This is a genomic window from Agrobacterium tumefaciens, assembly GCA_025559845.1.
Classification (GTDB): domain Bacteria; phylum Pseudomonadota; class Alphaproteobacteria; order Rhizobiales; family Rhizobiaceae; genus Agrobacterium.
Genome location: CP048470.1, coordinates 2,154,945 through 2,172,139, shown reverse-complemented (window position 1 = coordinate 2,172,139; position 17,195 = coordinate 2,154,945). Strand labels below are relative to the sequence as shown.

Annotated in this window: 13 protein-coding genes; 6 read left to right on the top strand and 7 right to left on the bottom strand. The window is 54.6% G+C overall.

All coding sequences use genetic code 11. The features are described from left to right. Nucleotides 1–2: 2 nt before the first annotated feature. The 4 genes from FY156_26315 to FY156_26300 are packed head-to-tail and all read right to left on the bottom strand — an operon-like array spanning nucleotide 3 to nucleotide 4,454. A complete protein-coding gene (locus FY156_26315; GenBank protein UXS04954.1) occupies nucleotides 3–506 on the bottom strand; it encodes a DUF995 domain-containing protein in 504 nt (167 codons plus the stop codon). Between the two features lie 15 nt (nucleotides 507–521). Further along, nucleotides 522–2,450 (bottom strand): glycosyltransferase, encoded by a 1,929-nt coding sequence (locus tag FY156_26310; protein ID UXS04953.1) that lies wholly within the window; start codon nucleotides 2,448–2,450, stop codon nucleotides 522–524. After that, the gene (gene galE, locus FY156_26305; GenBank protein UXS04952.1) at nucleotides 2,447–3,430 is read right to left on the bottom strand and encodes a UDP-glucose 4-epimerase GalE; all 984 of its coding nucleotides are present in this window, start codon (nucleotides 3,428–3,430) and stop codon (nucleotides 2,447–2,449) included. Before galE ends, FY156_26310 begins: the two co-directional genes overlap by 4 nt. A 1-nt stretch (nucleotide 3,431) precedes the next feature. Continuing rightward, nucleotides 3,432–4,454: an SDR family oxidoreductase gene (locus FY156_26300; GenBank protein ID UXS04951.1), complete on the bottom strand. Its 1,023-nt coding sequence runs from the start codon at nucleotides 4,452–4,454 to the stop codon at nucleotides 3,432–3,434. Between the two features lie 401 nt (nucleotides 4,455–4,855). Between FY156_26300 and FY156_26295 the strand changes: the two genes are divergently transcribed. After that, on the top strand, nucleotides 4,856–5,200 hold the full coding sequence (locus tag FY156_26295; GenBank protein UXS04950.1) for a hypothetical protein: 345 nt from the start codon (nucleotides 4,856–4,858) through the stop codon (nucleotides 5,198–5,200). A 44-nt stretch (nucleotides 5,201–5,244) separates the two neighbouring features. On the opposite strand, the gene FY156_26290 is transcribed toward FY156_26295, so the two are convergent. After that, nucleotides 5,245–6,021 (bottom strand): response regulator transcription factor, encoded by a 777-nt coding sequence (locus tag FY156_26290; GenBank protein ID UXS04949.1) that lies wholly within the window; start codon nucleotides 6,019–6,021, stop codon nucleotides 5,245–5,247. A gap of 895 nt (nucleotides 6,022–6,916) precedes the next feature. Here FY156_26290 and FY156_26285 point away from each other — a divergent pair. From FY156_26285 to FY156_26265, 5 genes are all read left to right on the top strand, one after another. After that, complete coding sequence (locus FY156_26285) at nucleotides 6,917–7,894, top strand: fibrinogen-binding protein (protein UXS04948.1); 978 nt, start codon at nucleotides 6,917–6,919, stop codon at nucleotides 7,892–7,894. 157 nt (nucleotides 7,895–8,051) lie between these two features. After that, the gene (locus FY156_26280; protein UXS04947.1) at nucleotides 8,052–10,073 is read left to right on the top strand and encodes a hypothetical protein; all 2,022 of its coding nucleotides are present in this window, start codon (nucleotides 8,052–8,054) and stop codon (nucleotides 10,071–10,073) included. 79 nt (nucleotides 10,074–10,152) lie between these two features. Then, a complete protein-coding gene (locus FY156_26275) occupies nucleotides 10,153–12,330 on the top strand; it encodes a type I secretion system permease/ATPase (protein UXS04946.1) in 2,178 nt (725 codons plus the stop codon). Between the two features lie 9 nt (nucleotides 12,331–12,339). Further along, complete coding sequence (locus tag FY156_26270) at nucleotides 12,340–13,698, top strand: HlyD family type I secretion periplasmic adaptor subunit (protein ID UXS04945.1); 1,359 nt, start codon at nucleotides 12,340–12,342, stop codon at nucleotides 13,696–13,698. Nucleotides 13,699–13,884: 186 nt separating this feature from the next. Then, complete coding sequence (locus FY156_26265; GenBank protein ID UXS04944.1) at nucleotides 13,885–14,379, top strand: hypothetical protein; 495 nt, start codon at nucleotides 13,885–13,887, stop codon at nucleotides 14,377–14,379. 55 nt (nucleotides 14,380–14,434) lie between these two features. Here the strand turns inward: FY156_26265 and FY156_26260 are convergent, their stop codons facing one another. Together FY156_26260 and FY156_26255 are read right to left on the bottom strand one after the other, a co-directional pair. Continuing rightward, nucleotides 14,435–15,736, bottom strand: a complete 1,302-nt coding sequence (locus tag FY156_26260) for an O-antigen ligase family protein (GenBank protein ID UXS04943.1) — start codon at nucleotides 15,734–15,736, stop codon at nucleotides 14,435–14,437. A gap of 7 nt (nucleotides 15,737–15,743) precedes the next feature. Beyond that, nucleotides 15,744–17,003 carry a sugar ABC transporter substrate-binding protein gene (locus FY156_26255; protein UXS05258.1) on the bottom strand — a complete coding sequence of 420 codons (1,260 nt, stop codon included), beginning with the start codon at nucleotides 17,001–17,003 and terminating at the stop codon, nucleotides 15,744–15,746. Between the last annotated feature and the right edge of the window lie 192 nt (nucleotides 17,004–17,195).

Sequence of the window (17,195 nt, the reverse complement as noted above, 5' to 3'; positions counted from 1 at the left end):
CCCTACTTCGTCGCGGTCATCGCCTGACCATAGGCGGCAACCTGCGCGGTAACGTCGTCCCTTCGAACGAGTTTCGAATATTCGTCAGTGGGGCGCGGAGGGTCGTGACGGAACACATACCACGGGCCTCCCTGTTTGCGTTGATAGATCACCTTGCCGATGCGACCATGGTCGAAACATGTATCGGCCTTGCCCTTGCCAGCACCGCTTTTCCAGGTGGCGCGCATGCAGAGCGTACCTTTTGAATCAACGGTCCATCTGCCCTGGCCGATAGATTTCTGGCCTTTTTCTTGCGTTGCGGCGATGAACTTTCGGCCATCGGCAATGAAGCGGCCACCACCGCTGTCCCATTTCCAGGTCTTGTCGAAGTACATGCCAACGACTTCGCTGGTCCGCAGCGGTTTCGGCGTCTTCGTGCCGCCTGCGGCGTGGACAGCGTTTGGCGCGATCACCGCAAGACACAGTACGAAAGCGGAGAATCCGCACTTGCTTATTGTTGTTTTCATCACAGCCTCCTCCTTCTATTGCCCGACACTATTGTCGGCCAGCATAATTTCCTGAATTGCACTTGTTGGTGATGGCGGGGTCGGTTCGGCCTGAGTTTCAAGCCGTTGCGCCATCCCCGGCAGATTGATCTGCAATCTCAATCGAACAGATCTCGCCCCCTCGACACCCGCACCAGCCACAGTGAACCGGGTTTCGGTGAAGGAAACGAAAGATTGTCCGTGAGACAAAGCTTCCAGTCCGCCGATCGCGTGTGGCCGCAGTTCCGCAACACCTGCAGCCACCAGCAGTATTGAACAGGCAGCGGCGACAAATTCGCCCTTCAAGGCGTTTTGCCTCGGCAGACCATTTTCCATGGCGTGCCGGACCAGCAAAAACACGGATAGCCCGGCGTAGATCGCCACATTGATAGCGGCAAAGACGAAGAAGCCCTGCGCCTGACCTTCACGAGGTGCCGCGACCATCGCAGCAAGGGTGATCGCCGCCAGGGCCAGGTAGGGCGCGATCACCCGAATGGGCAGCGGTGGCTTTTCGCCCGTACCTTTCGGTGTGATCCGGAAATCCACGAAACTGCCGCGGATTGTATCGCGGATCGCCGCAATTACGCCCAGCAGCGACCAGGGCCAGCGCAAAAACAGGAAGACCATTGCCTCCCAGCTAAACAGCTTTGCATCATACGGACGGAATGCACCCGTAGAGCGCCAGAAAAATGCAAAGAGGATCATGAACATCGACATAGGCAGAAAATGCGCCAGGAAAGCCGGATATGTTACATTGACCAGCACCCGCCCGCTGATGAGAGCAACAACCGGCAAGGCGAACATCAGGGCCATGAACCCGGAAAACAACGGGTACCAAAGTTGCGAAAAGAGGAATTGAAATTTCAGTTTCCACGGCAGCTTCGATACGTATTGTTTTGAATACTGCAAGAGGATGGTCATCAAACTGCGCGACCACTGAAATTCCTGGACAATAAGGTCCGCGAAAGTCGCAGGTCCATCTCCGTGGGCAATGGCATTGACAGCATGGACGCCACGCCAACCACCGGCATTCATCAAAAGCGTGGTGGAGTGATCTTCGGCAAGCTCCGGCCCCAATCCTCCAACTTCTTTCAATGCTCTGGTGCGAACGGCATAATGAGAGCCGATGCACAATGGCGCCCAGCCATTGTTATAGCCGACCTGAAGAGCGCCATGCAGGCTTGCTTCGGCAAAAAGCCTGCCGCGTGCTGCCCAGCTTTCAGCCGCATTGGCATCACAAATACTGGGGGCCGACACATACCCAACCGCCGCATCGGTGAACGGGCGCATGATCTCAAGCAGATAGGTCGGTTCCGGCACATGGTCGGCATCGAACTGTGCGACAAAGTCGTAACGTTCGTAACCATAGTGATCGTAAAAATAGGCGAGATTGCCTTCCTTGCAGCGTGTGCGGCGAGGCCAGGACTTGCGATGGTATTTGGTAACGCCCTTTCTGCTCGATACGAAAACCCCATGCGCACCACACCATTTCACGGTTTCGGCGCTCGGGTCTTCATCCGCCAGCCAGACATCAAAGTCGACGCCCTTCTGCTCGAGCATCGCCAAAAGCGTCTTCCGTACCACTTGAAACGGCTCGGAGGGCGCCTTGGTAACGACCATGGCAATCCGCCCCAACGGTACAGACAACTCAGGATCGACAACGCGGGCGTTGAGGAAGATGAATATGAAATAGGATGGAAGCAGTGTGACCCAGATCAGCGTCACGGTGACGACTGTATAATAAGGCCACTCCGTCACCATGTCCCTATCGAGCCACCAGCTCCAGAAATAGGCAAGCGTTACCATCCATCCACCAATGCCCAGCCAGTAAGCAGTCCGGTTCCATCCGGTGAAAACCGGAACGGTCAGGGCCCGGGCGACCGCGCGACGCGGGCGGATGTCTGCAGGATCTATGCGCCTTATCATGACAGCACCTCCAGACCGAAGCCCGGACCGGCAGTCCGGATGATGGTGTCGATGTCAGAACGTTTGGGTTCGAAACCCAGCGCTTCCTTTGCCCTCTCGATATCAGCGAACAAGGCGGGCGGATCACCTGCGCGTCTCGCCCCATAATGGATCGGCACCTCCTGTCCCGTGACGCGATGGATCGCCGTGACGATGTCGTTGATCGATGTTCCGTGCCCAGAACCAAGATTGACGCGCAAAGTCTCTCCGCCATCCATGAGGTACTGGACGGCTGCGACATGAGCATCGGCGAGATCGCTGACGTGAATATAGTCACGAATGCAGGTGCCGTCGCTCGTGTCATAGTCGGTCCCGAAAACATCGAGCTGCGGGAGCCGACTCGCTGCTGCCATCAGAGCGCGGGGAATAAGGTGTGTTTCCGGTTCATGGCGTTCGCAAAGTTCACCGTCCGGATCTGCACCCGCAGCGTTGAAGTAACGAAGGGCAACGAACCGCAATCCGTATGCAGCGGCATAGTCGTCCAAGGCCATCTCGAAAATCAGCTTTGTGCGTCCGTAAGGGTTGACCGGTATTTGCGCCATCTCCTCTCGGATAGGAAGCTGCTGCGGCACACCGTAAGTGGCACAGCTCGACGAAAACACCAGTCCGCGAATATCCTGCTCGAGGCAGGCATCCAAAAGTGACAGACTGCCCGCGACATTGTTGTGATAATACTTGCGCGGGTTTTCGACAGACTCGCCGACATAGGCATTGGCGGCACAGTGGATAACGAAAGCCGGGGCAAACTCACGAAACACGGCTTTCAACATGCTTCGGTCGAGGATATCTGCCTCGATCAGTGGTCCCCAGCGAACAGAGTCCGCGTGGCCGGTCGTAAGATTATCATAAGCGATCGGCTTGAAGCCGGATTGCGCCAACGCCTTGCAGATGTGGCTGCCTATAAATCCGGCCCCGCCCGTGACGAGGATGGTGCGGGCCATGTCATACAGCCTCCGCCATCTTCTTGCCGGTCAGCAAGGCATCGAAATAGACAATGGTCCTTTCGAGGCCGACTTCGAGTGGCACGCGTGGCTGCCATCTCAGTTGCTCATTGGCACGCGAGATGTCTGGGCGACGCTGTTGCGGATCGTCGATTGCTGCGGCTAGGTGGACGATCTTCGACCGGGAATTCGTCATGCGGATGACGATATCTGCCAGCTCCCGCACAGGAATTTCCGTGGGATTACCAAGATTGATCGGACCCGTGCAGTCCTTCGACTTCGTCGAAAAGCGCAGGAAGCCATCGATGAGATCATCCACATAGCAGAAAGACCGTGTCTGGCGGCCGTCGCCATAGATGGTGATGTCGTCACCCTTCAAAGCCTGGACGATGAAATTTGAAACCACACGCCCATCGTCCGGACGCATGCGTGGGCCATAGGTGTTGAAGATACGCCCAACCTTGATGTCGACACCATGAAAACGATGATAGTCGAAAAACAGCGTTTCTGCGCTACGCTTGCCCTCGTCATAGCAGGCACGCGGACCTATCGTGTTGACATTGCCGAAGTAGGTCTCCGGCTGTGGATTGACCAAGGGATCGCCGTAGACCTCAGACGTCGAGGACTGTACGACCGTCGCGCCGCAACGGCGGGCAACTTCCAGGACATTTACAGCACCCAGCACATTCGTCAGCAATGTGCCAACTGGATCACGCTGATAGTCTGGCGGTGAAGCCGGCGAAGCAAAATTGAAAATCAGCGAAACATCGATATCATAGGGTTGACGCACGTCGTGCTTGACGAGCAGAAATCGTTTGTTTGATTGCAGATGCTCGACGTTTGCCTCCCGACCGGTGGAAAAATCATCGAGACAGATGACTTCATGGCCTGAGCTCAAAAGGCGCTCGCAAAGATGGGAACCCAGAAAACCGGCGCCACCATTGACGAGAACCCGTTGTCCAGGACGCCAATCGGAATAGATGGTGGCACCGTTATCGTGGTTGTTGGGAACGAAATTACGCATTACACACACTCCTCCCCATGATGAATCAGCGTACTGATTCATCTCGTTTCTTTTTCAAACCTTAGATTGCGTGATATCCCAGAATATAACCCCTCGATTTTTACTTCTTGTGAGGGAATATTTCTCGGCATTCGGTAGAGTTCAACTTTGATGATATGCGGACTGATCGAACCGTCAACGAAATTTTTCCAGAATATTACAATTGATTATTCGAATAACACCTCGATTCCGTCTTTCATTTAATCCTTTTTAACTATGCCTCCATTATGCCTTTCTTATTAAGCAATAGCATGAGCTTACCTCCACCGGTCGGGGTTAAACTGTTCGCCGAATGGCATCAAAAATGCCGCAAGGCAACAGCCGGTAGAGATCTGAAACATGCTGAACTTCAGGGGACAAGCATGATGAATGAAAAGTCTTATTCCCATGCCGGAAAGACGGTGCGCCGTTATCCCGTACTGGCGGCCTGCGCACTGCTTGCGACCGCAATTGGAACAGCTTCGTGTTCACTCGTTGAAGATAACGTTTTCAAGACCGCATCGGCAGATACTTCAACGATCAATGCCAAGGTGGAGCCTGCGAAGAAATCCTACGGTTATCAGAAGTCGGGAAAAGCCAACGTTGTTTTGGTCGCCGATGGCAGCACGGCCCCCAAAACGGCGCGAACAGTCTACTCCGGCTCCTCACCATATATATGCTCTCCGAGCGGTTTCGGGCAAAAGTCACGTTGCTTCCTGCGTCCCTGACGTCGTTTGCCCCTTTGCATCCATTGTTGCACAGGCTTACGGCTTCAGTTCCGCCAGCCACCGCCGGAATTGTTTCCGTCGTCCTTGTTGAAGAATCTTGAAGCGGCCTCCGTCCGGTTTCGCACGTTCATCTTCTTATATATGTTGCGAACGTGAACCTTGACGGTGTTTTCAGACAAGTGAAGCCGATCTGCGATGATCTTGTTCTGCGTTCCCTTGCACAAGAGATCGAGAATTTGAACTTCGCGCGTTGTCAGCGCAGCAACTTCGCTTTTGCTGACTGCGAGTGCGTCCGCACGATTGGCGATCACCGCACTTGATTTAACCCCACCTCCATGCACCGCATGAGAATAAGGTGTCAGCCTGCCAAGGAGAGCTGCGGGAAAGTGTTCCCCGCCCTTCATGAGAAGATCCACAGCCGCCATGAACACATCGAGCCGGAGATTGAGGGGAAGCACGCCATCTATAATCCGCGTGCTCACAAGTTGCTTGAGGTGATCTTCGAATTTTTCGATGGTTTCGACCACCAACGCTATTGGTGCGTCAGGGTGTTTATCCCTCACCTCTTCGAGAACGGCCTGAAGACGGCCACCTGATATGCGATAGGGCAAAACCAGACGGACTTCAGAACCATAGTTGTCGCGAATTTCAGTTGATGAGCCAACGCTCACCACCGCATAAGCGGGGAACTTTTTGCCCAGAGCCTCAGCTAGGCACTCGGAAAATAGATCCGCGTCCGCGATGACCAGAACAGTTCCACTTATTGCCGTGGTTACATTGCTCTGTTTTGCTGCTGCGAAGTTTGACGATCCCATGAACATTAACGCCTCCCTTAAGCTTTAACGCGTGACTTTCTTCTTTTTATTTTGTTTACCTTGCGTGCTCGCCAGTCGGTGAAACCTGGAGACCCCCATCCCCTATAATTTCGTGTCAACTATCATTAATTACCTGTTAATTAGGCTAATACGAAAAGCAGTGTAAATAAATGGCCCAAACGGGTTATTTATTTCAAACAGCGTACAAAATTGGTTACACGGCGATAATAGCGCGCACCGCGCAAGAATTCACCCCACAAATATATTAGAAAAGCCGCATCAAAGGTTTTAGTTTCCTCACAAACAAAACCACAGGTTGATACGATTTTGCATGTGAACATACATATATGTTCCGAAACGGGATATCAGGCGCATACCCGCTAAAATAAACCATAAGAACCAAAAGTCCCCGTTTCCCGGGACATAGGCGCATATATTTTTTGATTTTAAGGAAATTCGAGGCCCTCGATCCGCTTGACGAACACGCGCCGGGAGTAGCTGGCACGTTCAGTTTAGCCCGAATTGATATCTAGGAACCACGCTTTTTCTGGGCCACAGTCTGACCGTCGCCAACGAACAGCGACTGATGAAAAGGCTCTCCGGTACTAACGTGTGTTTGATGCCACCGGTTCCTTTCACCAAAGATGACACTGAAAAAATAAAGAATGCCGCCCGGCTTTTTTGCAAAGCTTGGAACGGATTTGTGCGCCTGAGTTCTGAGTGGTGCACATGCATACAACGACAGAGAACCCCTCAAGGGGCGAATGCCAAACCGCAGATAAACCGTACCGCGTATGTCTGCATAATTGTGCAACAACGGAGTAAGCGCGATAAAAATCCCATTTAAGATGAGAGGGATTTCGAAAGCTGCTCCGAACTTTTTTTCTCGGAGGAACTTGAAATGGGTTACAATCCACAGCCTGCGGGCGACGACATCACCAAAATTGGCGCGCTGTCCGAAGGCTTCGCGAACACGTCGACAAACGACGCCAAGGTTGACGACAGCAATGTCGGCGTGGCCAACGGCGAAAATCGCAACAACGACTATAGCGACAACAGCGACAACAGTGACAACAGCACTGAAACCAAAGTTGATGTTGACGCCAAGATTGATGTTGCAATCGGCAATGGCGACAACCGCGAGAACAGCTACGATAACGACACCAAGACGGTGAACGACAACGACACCACGGTGAAAACCAGCACCGATATCAAGAGCGATTACGACTGGAGCTATGACTCTAAGTCGTACAGCGACAACGACACGAACATCAAGACGACCACGGAAACGGATACCAAAACTTTCTCCTATTCCGATGACGACACGACGACCAAAACCGAAACCACGACTGGTAGCTACAACTCGTCTTCTGCAGACAGCTTCTACAAGTCGGATGACGACTTCGGTAACATCGATCATGTCAAGGACGTCGGCAATCTCGGTGTCGCAGGTGGCGATCTTACCTTCAACCTCGGTGACGACTTCTCCTTCACCCTCAATGTTGACAATATCCTGAACAGCGCGTTGACCGGCGACGGCAACGACACGGGCTTCAGCCTTGTACAGGCCAATCATCTGGCAGACCAGGACAAGGCCTGGGATATCAAGATGGATAATGGCGGCGCCGAAAACCACCTCAGCGCGAACGCTGCTGAAGCTCATGGTGCTGAAGGCGTGGATATGGACGGCAAGGGTTGGGACCTCAAGGCAGGCGACGACGTTTCGGGCACAAGCACCGCAGACGCCTCGGCGATCCTGGCAAACTCCGGCTTCCATCTGGAACTGGTACAGGGCGCCAACATGCTCTCCAACGCAGTTGATGTCACCATCACTGGCGGTAACTCGCATATCTCGGACGTCGGCGAAGACCACTCCTGATATCCATCTCGTCACGAAAGAACTGCACCGGCGGACGCCGGTGCAGTTTGCGGTTTTGACGACCGGGTGCCTGCCATCGAAATTGCGTCTCCACCCATGAGACAGCTAGATGCGCTCGCCCACGGTCCCGACCGCAGCGGTCAGGGAGGGACCCGCCATGCAAATCGACAAAATTTCAGACATGATTGCCCACTTCATCGGTCTTTTTGACATGGAGATGGAAGAGGCGCGTTTGAGGACCAAATACGCCGAGGGCCCTGCAGCGGTGGATATGGACAAGCTGCCGATTTCAGAGGTCCACGCAGTTCCTGACCGGGACTACGACCTGGCTCTTGCCGACTACGATCCCGGCGTCAAGTATCGCTCCGGCCACTATGACCTCGATTACGTGCGCCCCCACTTTGCCCGCATGGTCGAACACGACGTGCAAAAGCTCGCCGATGCGATCCCGGTTGATATCTCAGCGGCACACTTCCGCTTTCCCGGTCGCCTTTCCTTCGATCAAGAACAGGAACTTGTCGTCTATAGCGGTCCCGGATCCGTCATAGCGCATATCTCGCAGATCAACATTCTTCAGGATGACGACTACCTGAACATGACGGGCGGCCCCAATGTGGGCCGCGACACCACATTCGTCACGGAACGAACTGTCGAGTTTTACAACGAAGCATCCGTGTTCACTCCTTTTGCGAATTTCCAGCGCACCGACACCTACGAAGCTCTGCAGTCGCTCGCCAAAACAGCGCATGATTACATCGACAATGCACGCGATAACGATGTGACTTCGCTTGGCACCGGTGCGGACCACGACTTCGTGCTGGCGGGAAACAGCATCAGCGGCACGTACATCAACGGCGAGCTAGTAGACGAAAAGCCGTCTCTCGATGACTGGATGCCTGATCGCGGCATCGCGAAGCCGCCAGAAGAGCCGGAGAAGAGCGACGTTTCGCTTCATCAGGATGACCTGGCAGGCAACAGCCTGGACGTGGCTGCCGGCGCAAACATCGTCGCCAACATCGCAACCGTGATCAACACCGGGGTGATGACGTCGGTAACTGCCGTCATGGGCGATTACCACCAGATCGATGCAATCACCCAAGCCTTTATCTATAGCGATCGGGATACAGTCGCCTCCGTCTTCTCTCACTCCGAGGATCAGGCAGCGACAGCGGCGTTCAACATCGCTGCCTTCGAACGAAGCGTCTATCCAGGAGCCGAAAACACAGCAGACACCAGCCAGGAAACGGGCGCGCCACCGATTTTCCCCACGTCATGGCGTGTCAGTGTTCTGGAAGGAGACGTGTCCTTCGTGCATTGGACTGAGCAATATCAGTTTGTTAGCGACAACGACACGATGACGATTACGACGTCGGGGTCCAGCGTCAGCCTACTGACGGGTGGAAACGCCGCGCTTAACATCGCCAACTTCCTTGGCATCGGCATGCAGTACGATTTGATCATCGTTGGCGGCCATGTGCTGGATATGAACATCATCTCACAGATCGCCGTGCTCTATGACAATGACTGGGTTCGAGCAAACAGCGACGCGCCCGATGGTGCAACCGTTCAATCCGGCAACAATCTCGTCTGGAATGACGCATCGATCCACAATGTTGGCAGTGATGGCCGTTTCGAGACGATGCCCGATTATATTGTCCAGACAGTCAATGCCATCAATGAGCGCGACCCCAACATGCCAGAAGGTCTGGCGCATGATGCTAATTTCGCGGGATACCAGGGTCTCAATGTCCTCTATATCACCGGCAACCTATACGATGTCAGCTTCATCAAGCAGGTCAGTGTTCTCGGAGATTCCGACGATGTGACGCAAGCGGCAGCTAGCGTTCTGCAGAACAATCAGGACGCCACTGTCCATATCGATACCGGCAGCAACGCCGTCGTCAATATTGCGCAGATCATCGATTACGACAGCTTTGGCAACACAACTTATGTTGCTGGCACCGTCTATTCCGACGCGATCCTCATCCAGGGTGGCATTATCGAAAACGATACGTCGCAGCCGCACCCGACCACACAGTTGGCAAACGAGGTCATCGCATTCCTGCACGACGACCCAGCGACAGCGGCCGATGAGTCCGATGGCGTCATCAATGTAGGGCACGACCTCTCATGGTCGAATGCGCATCCCGCTGATGTCATGCAGTCAGTAACCGCCTGAATCGAAACGATAGAGGTGAAAGACGTATTCCGGGAAAAAACGGAAACTCAAAGAAAAAAGCTCAGGGAACCGGGAAAAAATGGATCATCTTTCAAGAAAAACCATTGCCGTGGGTCGGCCGCTGGACCCAGATGCCGACGACAGCAAGCTGACAGAAGCCTGCATTTCGGCAATCAACGATGCGGTTGAAAATCTGCGCCAACTTTCGAGCGCTGAAAAAAATTCCGAAACGCCAGTTCCTGAAACGACATCCACACGTGTTCCACCGACTGAAGCACGAAATATTCCTATAGCCCCTGCACCCATCATCGAACCTCCACCAGCGCCTCAAGTTGAGGAACCGCAGGCAAAGGTCGATGGGACAACTCTCAAAACCACGCCAGACCTGCCTTTCGCTAAAACCATTGACAACAATGACGGTCCGATCCGCGAGAATGAGCGTAGACCGGTTTCCGGCGGTGGTGGAAACGGGAAAGAGCCGGAAGACCGAGGCGGTGGCGGCGGCGGTGGCGGCGATAACCGGAGCGGTTTCCATAAACGCAGTGAACCAGTCAATTTCGCGTTGAGCCTCGCCAAGGGCATCGCTGCGGTACGACGCAACATGGTGATCGTGATGCTGTTCACCGTTGCAATCAACGTACTGTTGCTGGCGATTCCGCTTTATCTTTTCCAGATTTCCGACCGCGTGTTGACGAGCCGTTCGATGGACACGCTTATCATGCTGACCGTCGCCGTTATCGGCGCAGTTCTACTCCAAGCGTTCATGGACGCGGTCCGGCGCTTTATTCTCATGCGCACCGCTGTAGAACTGGAGGTCCAGCTCGGTGCGCCGATCCTGTCGGCTGCGGCCCGCGCCTCACTGCACGGCAGCGGGAAGGATTATCAGACCCTCCAGGACCTGCAGCAACTGCGCGCGTTCCTTACGTCTGGGACCCTGATCGCCTTTCTTGACGCGCCGTTGATGCCGCTCTTCGTTGTGGTCGTCTATCTCGTGCATCCGCATCTTGGCATCATTATCATGGCCTGCTGTGCAGTGCTCTTCTTGATTGCCTGGCTAAACCAGCGCTTTACCGCACGTCCATTTGCTGAAGCCAATGGTTATCTTAGCCGTGCCAATTTCCACCTGGATTCCATGTCGCGCAATTCTCAGATCATCAATGCGCTTGCGATGATCCCGGAAGCTGTGAAGATGTGGGGACGCGAAACGGCCGGTTCCTTAAAGTCGCATGTTGCCGCGCAGGATCGGAACATCATGTTCTCCGGCGTATCCAAGGCCGCCCGCATGATTACGCAGGTGTCATTGCTCGGATGGGGTGCGCACCTTTCGCTTTCTGGCGAACTGACGGGCGGCATGGTGATTGCGGCCTCGATTATATCAGGTCGTGCACTTGCACCAATCGAAGGTGCAATCGAGGGCTGGCACCAGTTCAACAAATCGGCTGCCGCCTACGGTCGCATTAAGCAGCTTCTTCTCAACTCACCGCTCAACTTCCCTCGCCTGCGTCTGCCTAATCCTGAGGGACGGCTTGATGTGGAGCGCGTTCTGTTCGTGCCACCGCCCCAAAAGAAAGTCATCCTAAACGGTATTTCGTTCTCTTTGAAAAAGGGAGAGTCGCTCGCCATCATCGGTAATTCCGGCTCAGGCAAGACGACGCTCGGCAAGATGCTCGTCGGTTCCATCTTGCCGACCTCAGGCAACGTGCGACTTGATCTCATGGATCTTCGCAACTGGGATCAACGCCAATTCGGCGAAAGCATCGGCTACCTGCCTCAGGATGTGCAGCTTTTCCCTGGTACCATCAAAGCCAATATCTGCCGGATGCGTGACGATGTTGAAGACCGGCAGATTTATGAGGCCGCGGTCCTTGCAGACGTCCATGAGTTGATCGCCGGTTTCCCGCAGGGTTATGAAACGGTCGTCGCCGCCGATGGTGCACCGCTGTCCGGTGGTCAGAAACAACGCATCGCGCTTGCTCGCGCCTTTTTTGGCGACCCTAAATTTGTCGTTCTCGACGAACCGAATTCCAACCTTGATACACATGGCGAGCAGGCCCTGGCAAAAGCACTGCTCCACGCCAAAAAACAGGGAATTACTACTGTCACAATCACACAGCGCCCTGCTCTTCTGCAATGCGTCGACAAGATCATGGTACTGAAAGACGGGACTGTCGCCATGTTTGGCGAACGCATGGATGTTCTGAAAGCACTGTCTGGCAATGGCCGCCAGGAAAAACCATCCCAGCAGATCGAGGGTTGAGGATCACCTATGTTCAGGAAGAAAAAAACGATCGTTGAGACAAGAGAACAAGGTCAGATCGAGTGGTACAGCGAAGTACCACGGTCAATACGGTTGCACAGTTCAATTGGCCTTGCCGTGCTTCTCGCCTCGTTCGGCGGCTTCGGCTACTGGGCTGGCACCGCACCGCTAGCCTCGGCGATCATCGCTCAGGGAAGTTTTGTCGCGACCGGCAACAATAAGATTGTCCAGCACCTCGAAGGTGGGATCATCAAAGAAATGCTGGTGAACGAAGGTGAAACTGTCAAGGAAGGCGATGTACTCCTGACCCTCGACAAAACCACTGCACTCGCCAATGAACGCATGCTGCAGTTGCGCCGTCTGCGCCTCGAAACAATCGTCACCCGTCTGCGCGCCGAGGCTCAGGGCGAGAAAACCTTCAAGATCCCCGATATTGTCATGAAGGAAGCGAGCGACCCCGACATCAATGCCATCATCCAAAGCCAGAACGTGGTGTTCCATAGCAAGCAGGTGAAGCTAGAAGAGCAATTGAACCTGATCGACAAAAACATCAGGTCGCTCGAGTTTCGCTATTCGGGATATGATGGTCAGAAGCAGTCCTTTGATCGCCAACTCGCGCTTTTGACCCAAGAACGCGATTCCAAAGAGAGGCTTGCGAAGGATGGTGTTATCAGAAAGACCGATATGCTTGCACTGGAACGTGCCATCGCCGATGCTATGGGCGACATCGCACGGTTGACCGGCGAAATGAACCAAAGCGAGGCGGAAGTAGCCAAGTTCAAGCAGGAAGAGATCATTGCCATCAACGCCAACAAACAGGCGGCACTTGATGCGCTTGAGACCGCCGAAGCCGATCTTGATAGCGTGCGCGAGCAAGTCCGTGAGGCCGCGAAAGTTCTGGAACGCACGGTTATTCGCTCTCCCGTCAATGGCACAGTGATCCGCTCCTACTACCATACACCGGGCGGCGTCATCACCACTGGCAAGCCGATCATGGAGATTTTGCCGGCCCACGTGCCATTGATCCTTGAGGCACAAGTATTGCGTACGTCGATTGATCAGTTGCACGAAGGACAGACCGCAGCAGTCCGCCTTTCAGCTCTCAATCGCCGGACGACACCCGTATTAAATGGCAAGGTCTTTTATGTATCGGCCGACAGTATCGAGGAAAACGCGGGCCTTCAGGTGAAGGATGTTTACATCGTGCGGGTGCAAATTCCCGATGAGGAAATTGCCAAGGTGCATAACTTCCACCCTGTGCCCGGCATGCCCGCCGACGTGCTTATCCAGACTTCCGAACGCACCTTCTTCGAGTATCTGGTCAAACCGGTATCGGACAGCATGTCCCGTGCGTTCAAGGAAAGATAGAAAGTCAGGGAGGGCGCGAATAGGCTCCTGGCAGTGCCGCGACACCCCTCTCTCCGTCCTCCTCGGCCCCAGCCCGAGGAGGACGTTGTTTTTCAAAATGCTTTAAAGACACCTTGGATATACTGTCATTTCCACCAGCGACCGCGTATAATACACATCTAGTTACTGCGAGCATGGGAGACCATAATGGCGGCAATGTCGGATGTATTGCTGATGGTGGGCAGACTGAATTATGTCTGGACCAATACTGAGAGCCTGATGATCTACCTGATCGTCCACCTTCTCAAGGTCGAAAAGGAAGCAGCCATTGTGGTTTTCCTGACGTTGAACACGACACGTGCACGCATGGATCTCATCGAGCGACTGGCAAAACTGCCGTCCACCTCAGCAACGGACCGGAAGACCATCCTCTCCATCATCGCCAGCCTGAAAAAAGAAGCGAAGACCCGCAACAAATATAACCACTGCATCTACTCTTTTGATGAAAAGGGCGAAATTTCCAGTACCCAATTGATGCGACTTGTCGAGGACGACAGCCAGGTCCGTTACGGGAAGGTGGAGCAGATGGACGAAAAGGAAATCGAGCAACTGGAGAAATCGATCGCCGGTATCGTCGCCATAAGCAAGGAGATGTGGACCTTCATCCATGCAAGCCCGCATGTATCAGCGGACTATCTCTAAGCTCGACAACGATGCGCTATTCATCCGTCCGGGTGCAGCAACTCCCCCTGTCCCACTACCTTGGCTGACCGTTCTCCTCCCCGAGGCCGGAATAACGGACAGAGGAAGCGTTGCGAAAGGCTGGCAAACGCGCGCTCCCCTGCACCTTTCTCGCCGGAAGGCTAAGCTTGCCAGCGGCGAAGAACAGCAGGAACGATCCGATCTGGTACGGAAAGATGATATCGATCTCCACGAAGGAGCGCACGACGAACAACGAACAGACCGCAAAAAAGACCAGCCCCTGCGGATCATTCTCCCGCAGCAGAACAGAGCGAAGGTGCCCTAGTAGCGTTCCGTAAAGGACGATACCGAGCAAGAGCATTCCGACAAGACCGTTCTCGACAACAACCTCGATATAGGTGTTGTGAAAGTGAAACCCGCTGCGACCTGTGATGAAGAAGTCATTCCACAAACGCTCGGCATCGGCAAAACCGGCGACCCAGAAGCCCTGATAACCCACACCGAAGATCGGCGCACGGTGCGCAGCCTCGATCCCTTGCTGCCAAAGATAGGTACGTCCCGTGAGAGTGGTATCTTTGCCAAACACACCGAGAATAGCATCGAGAAGACCAAATTGCAGCGATGCGACGACCAGCAATGCACCGAGACCACCAAGTGCGAGGAATATTCCTCTGCGGTTGGCGGGCGAGAGCATACCGAGTGGCAGAAATCCTATAATCAGACCCACGACAGCAGCCGTGGTAATGACCGAGGTTGCGGATTGCGATGCAAGCAAACTGTAGGCGGACAGTAGCCCGGTCACCCCAGCAACCGGCAACCAAATGCCCTTCTGCCTCAGAACGACAACTGACGCGACAGCGAATATGACGCCGAGCGATGCATAAAAACCGAGCTGGTTCTTGGAGGAAAAGGCACCGACGAAGCTGTACGTCCCGTCCAATGCATCAAAGAGATAAATGCCGAACAGCAAAGAATAGAGCAATACGACCGTAATACCGATCAAAGCACCACGCGTCAGCGTCTGGATCGAGATAAGCCGCATGGCAATCAGCGCGCAGACGATATGTGTGAGGTACTGAATAGATGCACGCATCGTCACGGACGCCGCGTCCGACCAAAAGGTCGACAGCATTGCCAGAATACCGAACGCAAATATCCAGAGATAGCGGACATAGTTTCCAAGGACCTGCCGGTAGTTCACCACCACCAGCGGAAACCAGACGCCATAATAGGCCAGGATCGAGATCTGCCCGAAACGCGACGAATAGGCAAAAACGAAGAACGACAGCGCAATTGCCGCCATTCCATAGATTTCGTTCTTCTCAGGATCGATCAGTGCCGATTTGGCAATCCGCATTCGCGCCTCACTGCATCAGGATTTCGGATGCGACCTTGATGACATCGCCCGGCTGCAGCATCGCATTTTCATCGACCTTCAGCTCCTTCGGCTTGCCACCTTCATCACGAACGATGACGTATGTGATGTTGGCGGCTTTGCCCGACGGGTCGAATTTGATCGCCTCTGCGGACTGTGCGAGCGCTTCAGACATGAGCTCACGGCTTGTCGTCAGTTGCAGGTTCAGCTTTTCCAGCTCAGCTTCGGTGTCCTGCAACTCCTTCGAGCGCTGGGCCTCCCAATCGTTGCGCAGGTTGATCTCGTCCTGCGTCGCCTTGTTGATATCCTGCTTGGCACGCAAGGCGGCAGTGTCGATGTCGAGAAGGTTGGATTCCACTTCCGCAGCCCGTTCCTCTGCCGAAATACGGCGTTGCGACAACGCGAGGCCCTGCTCGTTCAGACGGTTCACCCGGTCACGATCCTCATTGGCAAGCTGAAGCTGGCGGTTCTGGGTCTCGGTTTTCTTCTGAAGCGATTCCACTTCGCTTTCGAGAAGATTGCGCAGATCCGTCAACGCCTTCATCTGCAACGTATAGCGTTCGGTGCGCGATTTCATCAGCGCGCCTTCGCTTGCCAGTAGCGCATCGATGTCGGAAATCTTTTCCATCTCTGGGGTTTTTGCGATGGACTCGTCGCCTTTGACCTCCGCAATCAGTCGCGCCTGACGCGCCAGCAGGCGTGCACGCTGGTTGTCGTATACCGCTGCGTCACCGCGCGCGTTAATGAAGTCGCGCGCAAAGCGCTGTCCTGCATCAGAGCGGCGCAGACCACCTGCAAGGCTGACAGCCTTCAAGACGCTGAGGTTTGGTGCGTATGGGTATTCACCCGGTGTCTGGACATCTCCGGCAAGGAAGACCGGACGAAACTGGGCAATCTCGACCGAAGCCGAGGGAAGGTTGCGCAGGGCGAACTTGCTCTGCAGCTGCGCGCCGATCGCCTCGCCAACTTCTGCAGGCGTTTTTCCGCCAACCTCAAGTTGGCCTATGAATGGCAGTGAGAGTGTGCCGGAGGGGCCCACGGAATAGTCGCCGTTGATGACATCCCAGTTGCGGATGCTGCCGTCAGCAGGCTGCCACTCGGCGACACGAATCCGAAGCTTATCGGCCGTCCCGAGCTTGTAGTGGCCCTGCCCCTCCGCCATTGCGGAGAGCGGTGCCGTGAGTGCGACTGAAGCTGCGAGCACAAGTGCGGCAAACGGACGGTTGGTAGCGGCGAAAAAGCCGTTCATCGGGAAACTCCCTGTTTTCGGATCGCCATGCCGGCGATCAACCGATAGGGCGACCGGGCAGAACCGGTCGCTAAAACCCGCCGGAGCGGTCAACATGATTTTCGCCTTCAGATCCGTTCAGCAACGGCAGGACCCGAAACGCATCCTGAAAACCCAAAGGTTTCGAGCAGGATGCGTGGCACAACAAAGAAC

Bases quoted from the DNA above. Each gene is read 5' to 3' on its own strand.
- FY156_26315 (UXS04954.1), bottom strand. From the start codon at position 506: ATGAAAACAACAATAAGCAAGTGCGGATTCTCCGCTTTCGTACTGTGT.
- FY156_26310 (UXS04953.1), bottom strand. From the start codon at position 2,450: ATGATAAGGCGCATAGATCCTGCAGACATCCGCCCGCGTCGCGCGGTC.
- galE (UXS04952.1), bottom strand. From the start codon at position 3,430: ATGGCCCGCACCATCCTCGTCACGGGCGGGGCCGGATTTATAGGCAGC.
- FY156_26300 (UXS04951.1), bottom strand. From the start codon at position 4,454: ATGCGTAATTTCGTTCCCAACAACCACGATAACGGTGCCACCATCTAT.
- FY156_26295 (UXS04950.1), top strand. From the start codon at position 4,856: ATGATGAATGAAAAGTCTTATTCCCATGCCGGAAAGACGGTGCGCCGT.
- FY156_26290 (UXS04949.1), bottom strand. From the start codon at position 6,021: ATGTTCATGGGATCGTCAAACTTCGCAGCAGCAAAACAGAGCAATGTA.
- FY156_26285 (UXS04948.1), top strand. From the start codon at position 6,917: ATGGGTTACAATCCACAGCCTGCGGGCGACGACATCACCAAAATTGGC.
- FY156_26280 (UXS04947.1), top strand. From the start codon at position 8,052: ATGCAAATCGACAAAATTTCAGACATGATTGCCCACTTCATCGGTCTT.
- FY156_26275 (UXS04946.1), top strand. From the start codon at position 10,153: ATGGATCATCTTTCAAGAAAAACCATTGCCGTGGGTCGGCCGCTGGAC.
- FY156_26270 (UXS04945.1), top strand. From the start codon at position 12,340: ATGTTCAGGAAGAAAAAAACGATCGTTGAGACAAGAGAACAAGGTCAG.
- FY156_26265 (UXS04944.1), top strand. From the start codon at position 13,885: ATGGCGGCAATGTCGGATGTATTGCTGATGGTGGGCAGACTGAATTAT.
- FY156_26260 (UXS04943.1), bottom strand. From the start codon at position 15,736: ATGCGGATTGCCAAATCGGCACTGATCGATCCTGAGAAGAACGAAATC.
- FY156_26255 (UXS05258.1), bottom strand. From the start codon at position 17,003: ATGAACGGCTTTTTCGCCGCTACCAACCGTCCGTTTGCCGCACTTGTG.